17 protein-coding genes and 1 pseudogene are annotated in these 15,407 nt (G+C 64.7%); all 18 read right to left on the reverse strand.

The features are described 5' to 3' along the window. Nucleotides 1-849 (reverse strand): NADP-dependent oxidoreductase (locus WBH99_RS07540; protein ID WP_424219489.1); only part of this gene is annotated, 849 nt, incomplete at its 3' end. A gap of 134 nt (nt 850-983) precedes the next feature. Next, nucleotides 984-1,595, reverse strand: coding sequence for a TetR/AcrR family transcriptional regulator (locus WBH99_RS07545; protein ID WP_023112346.1), 612 nt, complete (start codon nt 1,593-1,595; stop codon nt 984-986). 494 nt (nt 1,596-2,089) lie between these two features. Then, nucleotides 2,090-2,368, reverse strand: coding sequence for a hypothetical protein (locus tag WBH99_RS07550; RefSeq protein ID WP_023112345.1), 279 nt, complete (start codon nt 2,366-2,368; stop codon nt 2,090-2,092). Nucleotides 2,369-2,464: 96 nt separating this feature from the next. Continuing rightward, the gene (locus tag WBH99_RS07555) at nt 2,465-3,202 is read right to left on the reverse strand and encodes an ABC transporter substrate-binding protein (protein WP_424219490.1); all 738 of its coding nucleotides are present in this window, start codon (nt 3,200-3,202) and stop codon (nt 2,465-2,467) included. Nucleotides 3,203-3,413: 211 nt separating this feature from the next. After that, nucleotides 3,414-3,806 (reverse strand): hypothetical protein, encoded by a 393-nt coding sequence (locus tag WBH99_RS07560; protein ID WP_023112343.1) that lies wholly within the window; start codon nt 3,804-3,806, stop codon nt 3,414-3,416. 21 nt (nt 3,807-3,827) lie between these two features. After that, nucleotides 3,828-4,052, reverse strand: coding sequence for a hypothetical protein (locus tag WBH99_RS07565; protein ID WP_023112342.1), 225 nt, complete (start codon nt 4,050-4,052; stop codon nt 3,828-3,830). 328 nt (nt 4,053-4,380) lie between these two features. Beyond that, nucleotides 4,381-4,611, reverse strand: a pseudogene (locus WBH99_RS07570) (hypothetical protein); the annotation flags it as partial. Nucleotides 4,612-5,158: 547 nt separating this feature from the next. After that, nucleotides 5,159-7,171 carry a DNA topoisomerase III gene (locus tag WBH99_RS07575; RefSeq protein ID WP_023112340.1) on the reverse strand — a complete coding sequence of 671 codons (2,013 nt, stop codon included), beginning with the start codon at nt 7,169-7,171 and terminating at the stop codon, nt 5,159-5,161. Nucleotides 7,172-7,443: 272 nt separating this feature from the next. Continuing rightward, nucleotides 7,444-7,896, reverse strand: coding sequence for a single-stranded DNA-binding protein (locus tag WBH99_RS07580; RefSeq protein ID WP_023112339.1), 453 nt, complete (start codon nt 7,894-7,896; stop codon nt 7,444-7,446). 73 nt (nt 7,897-7,969) lie between these two features. Further along, entirely contained in the window at nt 7,970-8,497 is a 528-nt protein-coding gene (locus WBH99_RS07585) for a DUF3158 family protein (protein WP_023112338.1), read from the reverse strand. Next, on the reverse strand, nt 8,494-9,276 hold the full coding sequence (locus tag WBH99_RS07590) for a PFL_4669 family integrating conjugative element protein (RefSeq protein WP_023112337.1): 783 nt from the start codon (nt 9,274-9,276) through the stop codon (nt 8,494-8,496). Before WBH99_RS07590 ends, WBH99_RS07585 begins: the two co-directional genes overlap by 4 nt. A 316-nt stretch (nt 9,277-9,592) precedes the next feature. After that, nucleotides 9,593-10,855: an STY4528 family pathogenicity island replication protein gene (locus tag WBH99_RS07595; protein ID WP_023112336.1), complete on the reverse strand. Its 1,263-nt coding sequence runs from the start codon at nt 10,853-10,855 to the stop codon at nt 9,593-9,595. A gap of 3 nt (nt 10,856-10,858) precedes the next feature. Beyond that, nucleotides 10,859-11,419, reverse strand: coding sequence for a DUF2857 domain-containing protein (locus WBH99_RS07600; RefSeq protein WP_023112335.1), 561 nt, complete (start codon nt 11,417-11,419; stop codon nt 10,859-10,861). A gap of 15 nt (nt 11,420-11,434) precedes the next feature. Then, nucleotides 11,435-13,069 carry a ParB family protein gene (locus WBH99_RS07605; protein WP_023112334.1) on the reverse strand — a complete coding sequence of 545 codons (1,635 nt, stop codon included), beginning with the start codon at nt 13,067-13,069 and terminating at the stop codon, nt 11,435-11,437. Continuing rightward, complete coding sequence (locus WBH99_RS07610; protein WP_023112333.1) at nt 13,062-13,310, reverse strand: hypothetical protein; 249 nt, start codon at nt 13,308-13,310, stop codon at nt 13,062-13,064. The genes WBH99_RS07605 and WBH99_RS07610 overlap by 8 nt, the downstream gene beginning before the upstream one ends. Then, on the reverse strand, nt 13,294-14,169 hold the full coding sequence (locus WBH99_RS07615; RefSeq protein WP_023112332.1) for a ParA family protein: 876 nt from the start codon (nt 14,167-14,169) through the stop codon (nt 13,294-13,296). The genes WBH99_RS07610 and WBH99_RS07615 overlap by 17 nt, the downstream gene beginning before the upstream one ends. A gap of 42 nt (nt 14,170-14,211) precedes the next feature. Beyond that, nucleotides 14,212-14,424: an AlpA family transcriptional regulator gene (locus WBH99_RS07620; protein WP_012205952.1), complete on the reverse strand. Its 213-nt coding sequence runs from the start codon at nt 14,422-14,424 to the stop codon at nt 14,212-14,214. 118 nt (nt 14,425-14,542) lie between these two features. After that, complete coding sequence (locus tag WBH99_RS07625; protein WP_424219491.1) at nt 14,543-15,298, reverse strand: hypothetical protein; 756 nt, start codon at nt 15,296-15,298, stop codon at nt 14,543-14,545. Nucleotides 15,299-15,407: the final 109 nt, after the last annotated feature.

Genomic DNA, 15,407 nt, shown 5'->3' on the forward strand with positions numbered 1-15,407 from the left:
GATGATGAAGCCCTGGAGCAGCAGGCGCTTGCGCAGCACCAGGCCCAGCAGCTGCGGCATACGGTCCGGGCTGGGCGGCAGGCCGGTGTCGTTGTAATGCGCGATCAGCCCGCACACCGGCACGCGGGCGCCGACGTTGAGTCGCGGCAGCACGGCGTCGAGCACTGTACCACCGACGTTCTCGTAGTAGACGTCGATGCCCTGCGGCGTGGCGGCCGCCAGTTGCTCGGCGAAGTCAGGCGCACGGTGGTCGAGGCAGACGTCAAAGCCCAGCGCTTCCACCGCGTAGCGGCATTTCTCCTCCCCGCCGGCGATGCCGATGGCGCGCGCACCCTTGAGCCTGGCAAGCTGCCCGACCACCGAGCCGACCGCGCCGGTGGCCGAGGCGACGACCACGGTCTCGCCCGCTTGCGGCCGGCCGATGTTCAGCAGGCCGTGGTAGGCGGTGAACCCCGGCATGCCCAGCACGCTCAGCGCCAGCGAAGGATTCGTGGTCCGGGAATCGAGCACGACCAGTCCACGACCGTCGGAAAGCGTATGGCTCTGCCAACCCGTGTCGCCGACGACCAGGTCGCCAACCTTGAATGCCGGGTCGTGCGAAACCTCCACCCGGCTCACCGCGCCGCCGGTCATCACCTCGCCTAGCGCTACGGGTGGAGCATAGGACGGAGCATCGCTCATTCGCCCCCGCATATACGGGTCGAGCGAGAGGTACAGCGTGCGCAGCAGGAGCTGGCCCTTGCCTGGCTCAGGCAGCGATTCCTGTTCCAGCCGGAAGTCGTCTGGCGTCGGCTCACCCGAGGGGCGTGAGGCAAGTACGATGCGGGTTTGCAGGATCGCAGTGGTCATCGCTGACTCCTGAAAAGGACGGCCGAAACGGACTCATGTGCGTGCGTGGAAGCAAAGTTTGTCATCTGATTGAATTAGACCGGTCGTATACAGTTTGGGCAAAAAAAAAAGCTACGAGGACTTTTTTCTGTCTGTCAGGCGCAGCGTCGAAGATGAGAAGACAGGCCTAGCAGGCCCTGCGTAGCAGCCAGCGCGGCCTCCATGGGTACACGGTCGCGCGTGAGCTTGGCGCACAGGCTCGCGCCCAGCCACAACTGGTACAACGTGTTCGCCGTTGTGCTGGCATCCAGCTCAACCGGAAGCGAGCCGTCGCTGGCGCCATCCTCGATGGCGCTGGCCAAACGCGCGATCACTCGCGTGGTGCCCTGTTCAAGAACTAAACGCATCGCCTCGGAGAGGTCGCTGACCTCCGCAGCCAGCTTGACCGCCAGACACTTGCCCTTCGGGTCACAGGCTGCCTGGGTCTCCAGCCAGTACTCGAAATAGGCGATCAGTCGCTGTGCTGCGGAAAGATCAGGACGACTCAGCAGATTATCGAGCGAAGCCAGGTAATCGGCGAAGTAATCCTCCAGCAGCGCTTCGCCAAAGGCCTCCTTGGAGCCGAAGTAATGGTAGAAGGAACCCTTCGGCACGCCGGAAGCCTGGAGAACCTCGTTCAGGCCCACGGCGCTGAAGCCCTTTCCCGCGATAATGATCCGGGCGGTATCGAGGATATGTTGGCGGACGTCGTTCGTGGCATTAGTCATGGTTTGTATCTTACCCTGAAACTAGACCGGTCGTCTACAATCATCGGGCAAGTTGATGATGACAGTTAAAAGCTATTAATAGAGCGCTTGCTGCGCAATGCCAGGGACGCTTCCCGGACAGCAGCAGCCGCTTCTCAAGAGGAAGATTCGCGCTCAACGGCTTATCTGCTTGGTATGCGTGTCTGCTTCTCTCGCCGGCAGCGTACAAACGCGGGCGGCAGCTGGCTGTGCCAGCAAACCGTGATGGTTTCTGGTTACCGCTACAGTTACCGCCACCCGAGTTCCCATTTATCCGGGTTCTGTATTTCGGGAATTCCGAAAATGATCAGCCGGAAAAAGTGGGGAAATCCGTGTACCCGTTGGCGCCGCCGCCGTAATAGACGCTGCTGTCAGCAGCCGCCAATGGCTGGTTGCCGCGCAGTCGCTCGACAAGGTCAGGATTGCCGATGAACGGCCGGCCAAACGAAAAAGCCCCTCGAAAGGGGCTGGTTGGGTCAGGCTTCGTACACGAAGTAGTGCTCGCGCTGACGCGGGAAGAAGACATGCTTCCATGTGTCGCCGCTGGTGCTGCCACCGTCGAAGACGACCATTTCGTACTCGTCGATGTCGGTGTCCGCCAGGTCGGCGCTGGCGATATGGCGCATGTGCAGCCTGCCGCGCATGCGCTCGAATACCAGGACCTGGCCGATGGCGTCGTCCTGGCCCATAGCGTTGACGCAAGCCCCGAGCTGATGCTCGAAGTCGCTTACGGGCGAGATGAGGTCGGGGAACATGAGGGTGCTCCTATGAAATTGGACCGGCCCGGCTCCGGGCAGGAGACGGGCTGGCATGGGGAGAACGAAGAGGAAACACGGCGTGTAGCGCGGCTGCTAGGACTCGTCCAGCGGCAGGCCCAGCAGCGCGGGTGCGTCGGCATCGAGGATCAGGATGCGCACATCGGCCTGGCCAGCCAGTTCAAGGATGTTCGCCAAGTCGTCCGGCATACCCTTTCCCCGGTGCTCCTGCCGAAGCTGCGCCGCGCTGATGCCTTCGGCATGTTCCAGGTTCTCGTCCGTCCAGGGGGTGGAGATCAGCTTGATGCCGATCGCCGGGCTGTATGGAACCCGGAACGCGATGAACAGGAAGGCCTCCGGCGTGGCAAGGTCTGCCAGGTTGGCGAGGTAGTGCCAGAAATCGACGGTGATGTGCTCACGACTGATTTCCCAGCACCGGCTGTAGTAGCCGGTCTCGAAGCTCAGCCGCTGCACGACTTCCCGGGCGGCCTCGGCCGAATAGGTGTCACCGACGTGGACCGGGCGGCCGTCGAAGTCGTCGCCACGGATGGCATAGACCACGGCGCCGATCACGCCTTCGCCTCTGACGCCTTCACCGGCATCGCATTCGGCCAGTACCTCGGCGCTCACGGGTTCGGGGCCATAGCTGACCACGGCGAAACCGTTGGTGACGATGCAGGAGGATGAAACCAGTTCCTCGTCGGAAAAGTGTTGCTGGCTCGCGTGGATGTTTCGCCAGACATGCGGGCTTCCGTCCTCGTAGCTGATGGGCAGCGTGCGGACGATTTTCAGATTCCAGTAGCCGCGAAGAAAGGGATTAGGTTTCTGGGACATGGGAACTCTCCGGATTGAATAATGGAGCCAATTCCCACCACCGGGAATTGGACCCAGTGGGTTGAGAATGAAAAATGCGTCAGGGCAACGCTGACCTTGGCGCTGTCAGCATTGCGCTGGACGCCGGGAAACAAATTGAGGGACATGGCCTCGTGGGCGCATGTCCCTCTTGGGGAGTGAACGAAAACGCGGTGGTGTGCCGGAGACCGGCTCACCAGCCGTCGTAGTTCATGAGCAGGTCGGCGATGACCTTGCGGCGTTGCAGGTCCAGACCGTCGAAGTCCGACAGCCCGTGGAAGTGGCAGCGCTTGAGCATGGCACCGCCCTCGCGTGCGTTGTAGAAGCTCACCATGGCGGACAGGAACATGCGTTCCCCGCTGCTCAGGACGCCGAGGGCATCGTTGAGCCGCAGCATGTTGGGACGCAGATCCCACTTGCTCTTGGCCTGGTTCAGAGCTTCACGGGTGCCGTCCCCGAACCACTCGGGACCAGCGATCTCGACGCCGCGCTTCCATGCCTCGAAAAAGGCTTGGGGCGCGGCAGCGAAATGCTGCTCTTCCCGCATGATCTGATCGACGACTTCCTGTGGCAAAAGCTGGTTCATGACGTGATTCCTCCAGTTGGATCAGGGAATGGCGAGCTGGGACCAGCCGCCTCTTTCGAGGGCGCGTTGAGCCGCGGCATAGCTGCGGAAGTACTCGCGGGATTCCCGCGAAACGGGGCCTTCGGTATCGCGCGTGCCGATGTAGTGGCCAGCGGCGCTTTGCAGGACTTCGAGCGGCAGGAACTTGCCGCAGTAGGTCGAGGCCAATTGCCCGAAGGCTTGGCCGAAAGAGGCTTGCTGGGACATGGAAGGGCTCCTTCGATAAGCGGGGCCTTGTCCCTCACGGGATGGCAGCTCCCGCACGCGGTTGAAAAAAAGCATCAGCGTCATGGGGACGCGCGTCTGCGGAATTGATGCGATGCGGACTGGTGGGCAACGCGGGAGAGACCCGCGGCAGCCTGGAACCCTGGCTGCTGGCATGTGCTGACGAATCAGCGAACATGCGGGCAGCTTCCTGCGACGGCCGCGCTGCGTCAGTTGGAAAATGGCATCCGGCCCAGCCCCGATTGATGGACGCAGGAAAAAGAAACCCCGCACGAGTGCGGGGCTGCCAGGATGGCGTGTCGGCGTTGGGTCAGTTGGGCTTGTCGCCCAGGACATGCTGCTTCCACAGGTCGAATGCCTGCTCCGGCGGAAGCTCGGCGAGGATGACGATGGGCTGGGCCTGCCGGGCGCGCAGTGAAGCGAAGTACACCTTGCGGTCGGCGATGGCTTTGAGCCTGATGCCATTGATGAACAGCAGTTTGCCGTCCTTGATGAACAGCACCTTGTTGCCAATGTCGCGCTCGAACGCGGCTCGTACTTGCTCCGGTTGTTGCATACGTCGGTTTCCTGTTGGTGTGGCCCGCTATCGGGCCAGAATGTTGATCGGCGGGAGAAAGGCGCCGAAGGCCCTGCGGCCTTCGGCTCGGGAGGACGGAACCACCCGTGGGCTGATTGGCAGGCCCGGTCGTCGCTAGAACCGTCTGCTGTCAGCAATCGCACCCGGCGCATGTCGTGGTTGGCGCCGGCATCTTCTGGCGCACATCCGCGCACAAAAGGAGCCCAGTTTTTCGCCGTTGGGCACGGCATTGAATACCGCTGACCACGAAGGGTCTCCGGGTGGCTCGCGCAGCCTGGCAAGCCATCGGGGGACCCTTCGCAGAGGCGGAAAAATGCAGATCAGCAGAACGCGCCGGGAAACCCCGGACATGGTTCGCGGAGAAGCTACCTTCAGGCCCCGCAGCCGGGGACGGCTGGGCGGGACGCGCACACGGACAAGAGAAGGCGTTGCGCGCTGGGCGTCCCGCAGGGCGTGCGGGACACAGGCCGTACCGCCGATGGCGGGCACGGCTCTCGGGGAGTGGGGTCGGTCAGAAGCCCTTGCGGCCGCTACTGCGTGGGCGCGAGGCACCGCGCTTGGACGCGCCGGTTTCGACCGGCAGCGTGCCTTTGCAGTCGGGGTAGCGACTGCATGACCAGAAGGGGCCGGTCTTGCCAGTGCGCTGGCGCGTCGGTGCGCCGCACTGCGGGCAAGCGGGTCCCTGGGGAACCTTGATGGACAGCGAGGTGCTGCCGTACTGCGCGATCAGTTGCGAAATCCATGCAGCCTGCTTGCCGATGAACACGTTCAGGGTGAGCTGTCCGGCCTCGATCATGTCGAGTGCCTGCTCCCACACAGCGGTGGTTCCGGGGTCTGCAATCGCCGCGGGCACGGCGTCGATCAGCGTGAACGCCGCATCCGATGCGCGAATGGAGCGTCCTTTCTTCACGAGATAGCCCCGCGTCAGCAGGCCGGTGATGATGTTGGCGCGCGTGGCTTCGGTGCCGATGCCCGTCGTGTCCTTCAACTTCTGTTTTAAGCGCGGGTCGGTTACGAAGCGCGCCACGCCTTTCATCGACTTGACCAGTTCGCCCTGCGTGTAGGGCTTGGGCGGCGTCGTCTTCAGCGCCTTGATCTCGGCCTCGGCCACCTGGCACGCCATGCCTTCGCGCAGCGCGGGCAGCACCTGGCTGCGCACGGCGGCGTCGCCGTCCTCGTCCGCTTGCGGCTCGGCCAGCACCAGACGCCAATCCTGGGCGATCACCTGCTTTCCGGTGGCCACCAGCTTCTGCTGGCCGCTGGAAAGCTGAGCCACGGTGCGGTCGAACTCGTGGTGAGGGAGGAACTGCGCGAGGTAGTGCGCGCGGATCAGCCGGTACACCGCCAGTTCCTTCTCGCTCATGGCAGAGAGGTTCGCGGGTTCGAGCGTCGGGATGATGCCGTGGTGGGCGGTCACTTTGCCGTCGTTCCATGCGCGTGAGCGCTGGGAGCGGTCGAGCTGGCCCATGATGGGATGCAGCGACGGGTCGGTCTTGAGCAGGCTGTCCAGAACCGTGGGCACCTCGGCAAACATGCTTTCAGGCAGATAGCCGGAATCCGAACGCGGGTACGTGGTGGCTTTGTGCGTTTCGTACAGGGCCTGAGCGATCTCCAGAGTCTCCTGCACGTCCAGCCCAAGCTGCTTGGAACAAACCTCCTGAAGCGTGCCCAGGTCGAACAGCAGCGGCGGACCTTCGCGCACGCGCTCGGTCTCGACTGATACCACCTGGGCACTGCCTGCAGCGCGGATCTGCTGCTCGGCCTGCTGGGCGACCGGCTGCTGCAGGCAGCGGCCAGCGTCGTCAGTGCAGCCATTGGGCGCAACCCACTGCGCGCTGAAAGCCTGTCCACCTGCGGAAAGGGACACGTCGATGGTCCAGAACGGCACCGACTTGAAGGCCGCGATTTCGCGGTCGCGGTCCACGACCAGTTTGAGAGTCGGCGTCTGTACGCGCCCGACCGACAACACGCCGTCGTAGCCGGCCTGCCGACCCAGCATGGTGAACAACCGGCTTAGGTTCATGCCCACGAGCCAGTCGGCGCGCGAGCGCGCCAGCGCCGAGTAGTACATCGGCAGCGTGTCGGATGAAGGTCGCAGCTTGCCGAGCGCGGTGCGGATCGACGCATCGTTGAGCGCCGACAGCCATAGCCGCTCGATGGAGCCGCGGTAGCCGCACAGGTCGATGATCTCGCGGGCGATCAGCTCGCCCTCGCGGTCGGCATCGGTGGCGATAACGAGGTGGGTCGCCTTCGCCAGAAGCGCCTTGACGACCTTGAATTGCGGGGCGGTCTTGGGCTTGACCTCGACCTGCCACTGCTGGGGAATGATGGGCAACTGCTCCAGCGACCAGCGCTTGAGCGCTGCGTCATAGACCTCGGGAGCTGCCGCTTCTACAAGATGGCCGATGCACCAGGTGACGGTGACGCCGGAGCCGCTGAGACAGCCTTCACCGCGCTGCGTCGCGCCGAGAATCCGGCCAATATCCTTGCCCTGGGAGGGCTTCTCGCACAAAAACAGCCGCATGTCCGTCCATCCGATTCCCGTGGTTCATCGAGTTGCTGGAATCGAGGATGCCGAGCACCACCAGGGGCAGCAGCAAACAAGCCGCATGCGGTGGCGACCACTTTCACGGGATGGAATGGCGGGGACGGGAGTGGCGTGCGGCCGGGGATGTGCGGGCCGGGAGCCGCGATTTTCGGGAGCGCGTGGCAGCCGGTGGACGTTGATGGAGCTATCCCCGGGGATAGCTCACAAGGGCATGGGGCGACGAACGACTGCCGCCGCCCCATGCCGCATCACTTCCTGCGCTTCGGCTCCTTCGGCGCGGTCGGTTCCTGGGCGGCTTGGGATTTCGGCTGCGCGTCCTGCGCGGTCTCCTGCTGCCTGGGGCTGAGGGTCACGGACTCGATGCGGAAGGGCAGGATGCCGACGCTGCGTGCGTTGATCTGCCAGGTCTCGCGCGGCTGATCCTCGTTGTCCGTCCAGGGTTCGCGCTCCATGCGGCCGACGACCAGCACGCGCATGCCTTTCTGGTACAGCTCCTTCCAGTGCGCGGCGTCGCGGTGCCAGATTTCCACCGGCGCCCAGAAGCCGCCGCGGTCCTCGAAGGTGCCATCCTTCTTGGGAATGGGGTTGTCGAAATAGACGTTCAGGCGCAGAAGGCGGCTGGGCTCGTCGTTGCCGTTGGGGAACTCCCGGTACTCGGGGGGCGAACCGATGTTGCCCTCGCCAGAAAAATGCGTGCTCATGTTGCAATCTCCGTGGTGGTTGAAATACCCGCACCTGGTCGGCGGCGGGCGCGTGCTGGGGTGCCTGGCGCGATCACCGATCACGCATGGCGGGTGGCGTGGACTTGAGCCGGCGCAGGTAGGCGTCTTCCGCCTCGGCGGCCTTGCTGGCGCACTCCTGGGCCTGCCTGCCCAAGGTGTGCAACAGGCTGATCTGCATGTTCAGCGTGATGCGCTGAAGCTCGATGGCGTGCAGGTCGGCCAGGAGGTTGACCGGCGTGCTGGTACTCGCCATCAGCTCCTGCCACAGGGCCACGCCCATGGCTGACCTGTCGTGCTTGCGCCAGCGAAGAAACGCTGTGCCTGCGCCAGTGGTCTGCTGGGCCAGTTCGATGGGTAGCAGATGGAAGGGATGCCCGACTGCCTGTTGCAGCACCTGTCGCTGCGCCAAGTCCATCAATTCGTCGCGCATGGCGAAGCACTGGCTGGCCCAGGCCTCCAAGTCCCCTTTACCTTTAAAGGGCTTTAAAAGGCCTTTTTGAGAGCCTGCGTGTTCCAGCTTCATGAAGGCTGTCTGTTGCAGGGGACGGAAGTAGCGGGTGTCGCGGTTCGGGTCGATCATGCCCGCGCGTCCTCGCCGGCCGTCGCTTCGTGCGCCGCGGTGGCTGCGGCCTCGTCGCTGGGGGAAGGTGCTGGGGCGGGACCATCACCGGGCTGCTGCAGGCTACGGCGCACGATGGGCGGCGCGAACTTCGAGCGGCGCGTGCCTTCCAGCACGTCCTGCGGCAGCTCGCCGAACTTCTCCAGCGCTGCCCGTGCTGCGGCATTCTTCGCGGCGAAGTCGTCGCGGGTGCAGCCCGAGTAGCGGTATTGCTGTGCCAGCGAGAACAAGCTGCGCAGTGCATGGGCGCCTTCGTTGAGCCAGCGCTCCAAGGTGCTGCGGTCGATGAGCGCGGTGTGGTGCGCGAGGATCAGCTTGCGGGCGACGTCGTCGTAGTCGGCCAGCAGATACACGGCGGCAAAGCCGAGCTGCGCATTGACGAACAGCGGCAGTTTGACGGGCTGAACATTGAGGTTTTCGCCCAAGGTGAGTGCCGGCGGCACGCTCGCCAGCGCCTGGTCCACCTGTTCGCGCAGCGATTGCAGCGTGGCCTTCGTTTGGTCGAGCTTGTCCTCGATGCGCAGCATCCAGAAATCGCTGTACGGATCGTCCTGCTCCGAGCCGCGCCGCATCTTGTTCATCTGGGCGATGTAGCCGTTCAGGCCGACGATGCCCGGTCGCCCCTCGGCGGCGGCGCGGCCGTGCCAGATGCGCGAGGCGTGGTGCGTGTGCAGCGTCAGCGACATCGCGCTGCGCAAGGAGCCGAGATTCAGTTGCAGGGGTTCGTTGGTGGTTGCCATGGTGTCCGCTCGTTGTTGGAAAAGAGCGGCCAGCTTCGGCAGGAAGCGGAAGGCAGTCAGTCAACAAACCGAAACCCGCCAGTCCCCGGTTCAAGGCGCGGCGGGTGCATGCGGCGTGAGCTATCCCCAGGGGATAGCTCCATGGAGCGCCAAGGAACGCTGCACGCCCGGATCAGCGCGGACAAGGCCGATCCCGCGGCAGGCGATCGAGGCCTGGCGTGCAGCGGTTCGATGTCGTAGCCGTTAGTGGAACTATCCCCAGGGGATAGCTCTACTGGAAGCCACCGGCATCCACTACACCGCCATGCAGGCCCGCTCACTTGCTGGCAAGCAGGTTGCGCAGCCGTTCGATGTGCTGCTTGGCGACTTCCGGCGGCACAGGCTTGCCCTGTGGCTGAGATGGCGGTGGTGCCGGTGGTGGCCGCTCATTCGGCAGCACGGGTGCCGATGGCGCGTCTTTCTTGGCCCAGGCGTTGAACTCGCCATGGATGGCCCGCTGGATGATGCCGAACAGATACCCCGCAGGATTGCGGATGCCATGGCTGCTGCATCGAGTGGCCCATTCGTCCAGCACGGCCTGCCTCAGCGCTGCATCGACCTGCTGCAATGCCACCTTGACGCCTGCCTGTTGTTCCGCCTTCAGTTCCGCGAAGCGTTTGGGCCATTGCAGGTCGCCTAGCGCACGCGCCTGCGCTTGTACCTGCGCGGTAGTACGTACTTCATTAATACAACTACTACGTACTGTACGGGCCTGCTTCGGATTCCGAAGAGAGGCGTCTGGCGCGGGTTTCGGCCCTGCTTCGGATTCCGAAGACGGGCCATCGGCATTCCGAAGAAGGCTTGATGCCCCTTCTTCGGATTCGTGAGTCGCGGCCTCCTGTGGATAACTTTCGGTGGCCGTGATGCCTTGGCTGGCGAGACGTTCGGCCAGGACCTGCAGCCGCGACGGCAGCGTGCGGCCGGACAACAGCGGGTCTTCCGCGATCTCCCGGAGAGTGTTCAGCCCCACCATCTGGATGGCCTTGGCCGAATGGCCGAGGGACTGGCTGACCAGCGCCAGGTAGTCGGCGTCGAGCTGCATGGCCTCGAAGGGCGTCAGGGGTTCATCGTGCAGAACGTAGAGGTTGCCTAGGATGCGTCCGGTCTTGGGGTCGCGCCGTCGCCGCACCAGGCTCAACCATCGGGTGAGGCGCAACAGCGTCAGTGCTCGGGCCACGGTTTCATGCGAGGCCTGCCCGGCGCAGGGCATCGAGGCCAGCCAGGGCCGAAGCTGCTCATACGTCGGGAATGCCGTCACGCCATCGTCGTTGAGCATCAGCCGGAACACCTGCCAGGCGTTGCGCTCCAGCGGCGTCAGGCGGCGGTCGAGGAACAGTCGTCGCGGTACGGTCTCATGTCGGTTGCCGCTGAAGAGGAACGCATCGCCGGACGCGGCCGGTGTCGCAGGTGACGGCGCAGGTATAGGCATGCGCGTGGGCGTGGGTGGGCCGGGCCTGGGCGCAAGGTCTTTCAGCGCCGCGTCGAACAGATCAGCGAGTGCGACGGGGCCATGGCGTGGTGCGGTGTCGTCCACGGCCATGGCTCAACCCAATCCTTGATCGACCCACGACTTGATCGCGGCCCAGACCACCGACAGCGGCAAATCCATGCCTTCGGCGAGGTCCATGGCCGCGTCGAGAATCGAGGTCTCGTCCTCCAAGTCCACATTCCTGCTGCTGGTGATGGCTTTCCAGCGCCGCCACAGTTCGACGTCCTGCTTCTCGTCCAGGACAGGGTGACGCCCCTTGCGCTTGGGCAGGCCCAGCACCTCACGGCGCAGGGCGATTTCCTGATGGGTCAGGCCATAAAAGCGGCTGACCATCTCCGTGCTGGCCCCCAGTCGCAACATGCGATCGACGGTCGCGATTTCCTTCTCCACGTCCTGCGCCTGCGAGAGCAGACGCCGGAGCACCTCGCGGTTCACGGACACGGAACACCACGAGACATTGGCGTTGGCCAGTACGCTCACCATGGCGGGATGCTTGAGCGCATCCAGCTCGGCCTCGCTGAAGCCCATCGCCTTGCAGCGGCGCAGTTGGCCGTTGCGCAGGTCGTAGAGCGCCTGGGCGATGACGGCCTGATTGAGCGGGTGCGGGGCGGACATGCTGGTCTCCTTCCTTCATGCCCCAGGGCTTGCGGCACCGAACTCCAGGTCCAGCAGGCGCCGGGCCAGGCGCAGCAATCGGAACAGCTTGACCAGCGCGGTGTCGCTCAATCGCCGGTTCGCATCGCCTTGGCCGTGCAGCAGCGCCGGCAGCTCGGCGGCAAGCTGCCCGCCGTCCAGATCAGCATCGGTGAAGCTCTGGCCTGCCAGGCTCGCCAGCAATGTCAGCACGGCGCGGCCCTGCGGTGATGGGGGCTGCGCGCTGGCATGGCATGCGAAGCCAACACCGTCCGCGCGTTCCTCGATGCACTGATCAAGTCCTGCCTCGCCCGCGATCTCGCGTGCGAACTGCGCGATGTGGATGCGCAGGCGGTCGGGCGTGTCCAGGCCCGCGTCGATGTGCCAGACGTCGGAAATCGGGTAGAGACCGCCTGCCTGGACGGGAATGGACTGCAAGACATTGGCCGAGAAATCGGGCAGCGCATCGCCCAGCTCGTCGGCGACCATCCGCTGAATGGATTGCAGCCGCTCCGTCGTCGGTGCAGGCGAAACGATGTGCCCCTGCAGCAGATCATCAGGAGCCGCCACGGGACTTCCTGCGGGCGAGCCGTCTGTCCCCGAGCCGCCCTCGCGTTCGCGCGACCCAGGCGTGGCCGGCGGCGCCAGGGCCGATGGGGCTGGTGCGGCGGGCGGGCGTGCCATGGTGCCAGGCTCAGGCAGCGCGGGCGGTGCCGATGGCGGGGTCGGGTCGCTGACCAGGGCGCGATGGCGGCTTTCGGATTCGGTGAGGTCGAGCGCCAGCACGTCGTAGTCGATGCCGAGCAACTCGGACATCTGGCCGATCAGTTCATCCTGCACGCGCTGGGGGGCGAACTCGTCGGCCTGCGTGTCGAACTGCGACAGCACCTCCTGAAAGAAGTCGTCGAAGTCCTGTACCAGTGTGTGGCCCTTGGCGTAGCGCTCCCACGCGAGCATGCAGGCCTTGCGCATGACCGACAGGCGTTCGACTTGGTGGCGGCCGAGCCCGCCGTAGAGCACGGTCGGGATCGCCGGCAGGAGGTAGCGCACCGCGTCGTTCATCCGGCTGATGTGCGACTGCTGGACAGGGAAGCCATCGGCGGCGAGGCGGCGGGCCAGCTCGGACTGGCTCAGGGCGGCGCCGCTTTCCTGCTCGTAGAACTCACGCGCCTTCTCGACGCCGAGGGCGCGCTCGATGAACGTCAGGCCCCCGCGCAATTCGTTCTCGGCCAGGTGGCCGGTCAGCATCACGACTTCGCCGCGACTGGGCCACGGGCGGAACAGGCACGATATGCGGAAGAATCGCTCGTCCTTGGTCTCCGACCACAGTTCGCGCAGGATCGCCAAACGTGTGTTGCCGCCGTTGCGGATGATGTAGTGATCCTCGCCGGGACGGCGCGTGATGGCCGGTGCCGCGTCCAAGCCGCGCTCGCGGATGGACGCCTTGATGTCCTCGTAGGCCGGGTTGCGCTTCTTCCTGGGATCGTGGTCGTAGGGGCGCAACTGGTCCAGGGTCACGACCATGGGCGTGTCGGCGATCGGATCGCTCAAGGCCGAGGTGGACGGGCCGCTGCGCTCGAACCCGGCCGCGAGCAGCTTGCCGGCCATCTGCTGGGAGGTCATCTCAGCCATGGCGGCCTCCCTGCGCTGGGGACCGGGCCTCGCGCTCGGCGCGGCGGATCTGCGCCCGGGCATTGAGGGCCGCCCGGTGGTCGCTGGCGGTCGAACTGGTGTAGATCGCAGCGCAGCCAGCCTTGGTGAATTTCAAGTGCCCGCCAGATGTGCGCTTGACGTGCCAGCCCTCGCCGACGGCGAACTCGATCAGGGCGCGCAGACGCTTGTGGCCTCGGGCCAGTTCATGTGCGTTCGCCATGAGGCCTCCCGGTATCAAGAGGGGCTGGTGAACGGCCGGACACCGTGGCAAATCGGTGCTGCCATTGCGGGAACAGCTCGCCAGCGAGGCCGCGCATGGTGTCGAGCGCGGCGGGGGCGACTCTGCCCGGTGGCTGGCGGTACTCGACCCGATGCACCGGCAGGCCGCGCGTCGCGGCGCGCGGATAGGCTTCGATGGCCGGCACGTCGGTGGCCAGCACGCAGATGCCGGTGTGGTCCTGGAACAGGTCGCGCAAGGCCTGCTGAATCAGCCGGGCGTTCGCCGACACCGGGTGGACGCGGTTGATGAGCAGGTGCAGCGGCGGTGGTTCGATGCCCAGGTGCCGATACGGCGCGATGTCTTCGAGCAACTGCATGGTGCCGCGCCGCAGCTCTCGTGCCGCGAGGATTTCCGGGGTCACGGGCGACAGCGCAACGTCGGAGGCGAGCACCGCCATCTCCAGCAGCACCGAGCGCGCGCCCTGGGTGTCGATCAGCACCAGGTCATAGAGGGGAGCCAGGACCGGCAGCAGGTGCCGCAGCCGCAGGCGCCCATCCGGCGCGTGTAGCAGCAAGGTGTTCAACTCGCCCCGGTGGTCGTTGGAGAGCACCAGATCGAGGCCCGCGATGATCGTGCGGGACACGAGCTGGCCGAGGTCGCGCTCGTTGAAGGCCAGCAATTCATAGATGCCGCCAGGCGCGCGGTGGCCCAACTCGTAGTAGGACGACAAGGTGGGCTGCACGTCGAGATCGAGCAGCAGCACGCGCAGCCCCGCGTCGGCGGCAAGCCCACCCAGGTTCGCGGCCGTGGTGGTCTTGCCCACGCCACCTTTGGTTGAAATGATGGATACGACCTGCATGGCGTTCTCCGTGTGAGGATGGGAAGTCCGCGGGAGAACGGGTCAGGCCCTGTTGTTGACGCGCTCGTCGATCCACTGATCGATTTCGATGGAGTCCCAGCCCACGGCGCGCACGCCCAGACGCAGCGCCTGCGGGAACTGGCGTTTCTTCATCAGGTTGTAGATGTGGGCGCGCTTGAAACCGGATTTCGCTTCGACTTCTTCCAGGCGCAGGATGCGGCGCTCGTTTGGCGGCAGTACAGGTGTTTGCGACATGGCGGTCACTCCTGAACGCTCAGTGGCGTTTGTTGGCGTGACCTCTATTCAATAGACACGGCAGCGAAAAGACATTGCAAATGCAATCTCCGCGACTGCACATACAAGCTGGCAAATCTCAGCGGGAGGCGCTACGCAACCGGCGCCTGGCGGTGGCGAACTTGCCGTTCAATGTCCGCTCCGCGATACCCATGGCGCCGCTGTGATGGGCGACCAGCGCGCTGACCACGGCCTCCTGCGTCTTGAAGCTGGAGTACGGCGTGCCCGATGGCGACTGGCCGAGCATCAGCTCTAACAGGCCGCCAACGATGTTCAGGTAGGTGGCCTCGGCCCGATCACTGATCGGACACTGCGCGCATGCCGAAATCACCGTGGACTGCTTGAGCAGCGCGTCATGCTTGTCCTGCAACTCGCGAAGCTGACGTTTGGTCTGTTCCAGGGCGGATTTCAAACCCTGGCGTTCGACCAGCATGGCTTGCCCTGTTTCTAGGGAGATGAAGGGATGGATGATGCGCTCGCTGCGGGAGAAGAGAAAGCCGGGCCGCTGCTCGGGGTAGTGCTGGCGCATCCAGCACTTCAGATCGACATGACGTACCGTCAGATCAGGCGATTCGATCAACGCGGTGTCGCGTGTCGTGATGCCATGCTGGCCGAAGGGCAGTTCCCCGTTGAGGATGCCGTCATAGATGCGGTCGGTGTACAGCCGCAGTTCGCCCAAACGCGGGCAGTCCAGCGACTGCGGCAGATTCATAGGCGACGAGACCGAAGCCAGGATCACCTGCTCGTATCGCAGCAGTCCGGCCCAGCGGATGGACGCTTCGAGCGGGCGGTAGAACACCTTTGATGTTGGTGCATCATTTTTGTTCTCGTGCATGCTCCGTCTCCTTCCAGGAGAAGAACTACAGGGCCGACTGCTTTTGCAGCCGTCCTCATGGTCGGCCTGTTGTCCGCGCAAGACGCGAGTGATGACGCCCGCTTTTGAT

Source organism: Azovibrio sp., from assembly GCF_049658005.1.
GTDB lineage: Bacteria > Pseudomonadota > Gammaproteobacteria > Burkholderiales > Rhodocyclaceae > Azovibrio.

What these genes read in the sequence shown, in the direction of transcription:
- WBH99_RS07575 (WP_023112340.1), bottom strand. Translation starts at nt 7,171, where the DNA reads ATGCGGCTGTTTTTGTGCGAGAAGCCCTCCCAGGGCAAGGATATTGGC.
- WBH99_RS07615 (WP_023112332.1), bottom strand. Translation starts at nt 14,169, where the DNA reads ATGCAGGTCGTATCCATCATTTCAACCAAAGGTGGCGTGGGCAAGACC.
- WBH99_RS07545 (WP_023112346.1), bottom strand. Translation starts at nt 1,595, where the DNA reads ATGACTAATGCCACGAACGACGTCCGCCAACATATCCTCGATACCGCC.
- WBH99_RS07580 (WP_023112339.1), bottom strand. Translation starts at nt 7,896, where the DNA reads ATGAGCACGCATTTTTCTGGCGAGGGCAACATCGGTTCGCCCCCCGAG.
- WBH99_RS07610 (WP_023112333.1), bottom strand. Translation starts at nt 13,310, where the DNA reads ATGGCGAACGCACATGAACTGGCCCGAGGCCACAAGCGTCTGCGCGCC.
- WBH99_RS07585 (WP_023112338.1), bottom strand. Translation starts at nt 8,497, where the DNA reads ATGATCGACCCGAACCGCGACACCCGCTACTTCCGTCCCCTGCAACAG.
- WBH99_RS07600 (WP_023112335.1), bottom strand. Translation starts at nt 11,419, where the DNA reads ATGTCCGCCCCGCACCCGCTCAATCAGGCCGTCATCGCCCAGGCGCTC.
- WBH99_RS07605 (WP_023112334.1), bottom strand. Translation starts at nt 13,069, where the DNA reads ATGGCTGAGATGACCTCCCAGCAGATGGCCGGCAAGCTGCTCGCGGCC.
- WBH99_RS07550 (WP_023112345.1), bottom strand. Translation starts at nt 2,368, where the DNA reads ATGTTCCCCGACCTCATCTCGCCCGTAAGCGACTTCGAGCATCAGCTC.
- WBH99_RS07565 (WP_023112342.1), bottom strand. Translation starts at nt 4,052, where the DNA reads ATGTCCCAGCAAGCCTCTTTCGGCCAAGCCTTCGGGCAATTGGCCTCG.
- WBH99_RS07555 (WP_424219490.1), bottom strand. Translation starts at nt 3,202, where the DNA reads ATGTCCCAGAAACCTAATCCCTTTCTTCGCGGCTACTGGAATCTGAAA.
- WBH99_RS07620 (WP_012205952.1), bottom strand. Translation starts at nt 14,424, where the DNA reads ATGTCGCAAACACCTGTACTGCCGCCAAACGAGCGCCGCATCCTGCGC.
- WBH99_RS07595 (WP_023112336.1), bottom strand. Translation starts at nt 10,855, where the DNA reads ATGGCCGTGGACGACACCGCACCACGCCATGGCCCCGTCGCACTCGCT.
- WBH99_RS07560 (WP_023112343.1), bottom strand. Translation starts at nt 3,806, where the DNA reads ATGAACCAGCTTTTGCCACAGGAAGTCGTCGATCAGATCATGCGGGAA.
- WBH99_RS07625 (WP_424219491.1), bottom strand. Translation starts at nt 15,298, where the DNA reads ATGCACGAGAACAAAAATGATGCACCAACATCAAAGGTGTTCTACCGC.
- WBH99_RS07590 (WP_023112337.1), bottom strand. Translation starts at nt 9,276, where the DNA reads ATGGCAACCACCAACGAACCCCTGCAACTGAATCTCGGCTCCTTGCGC.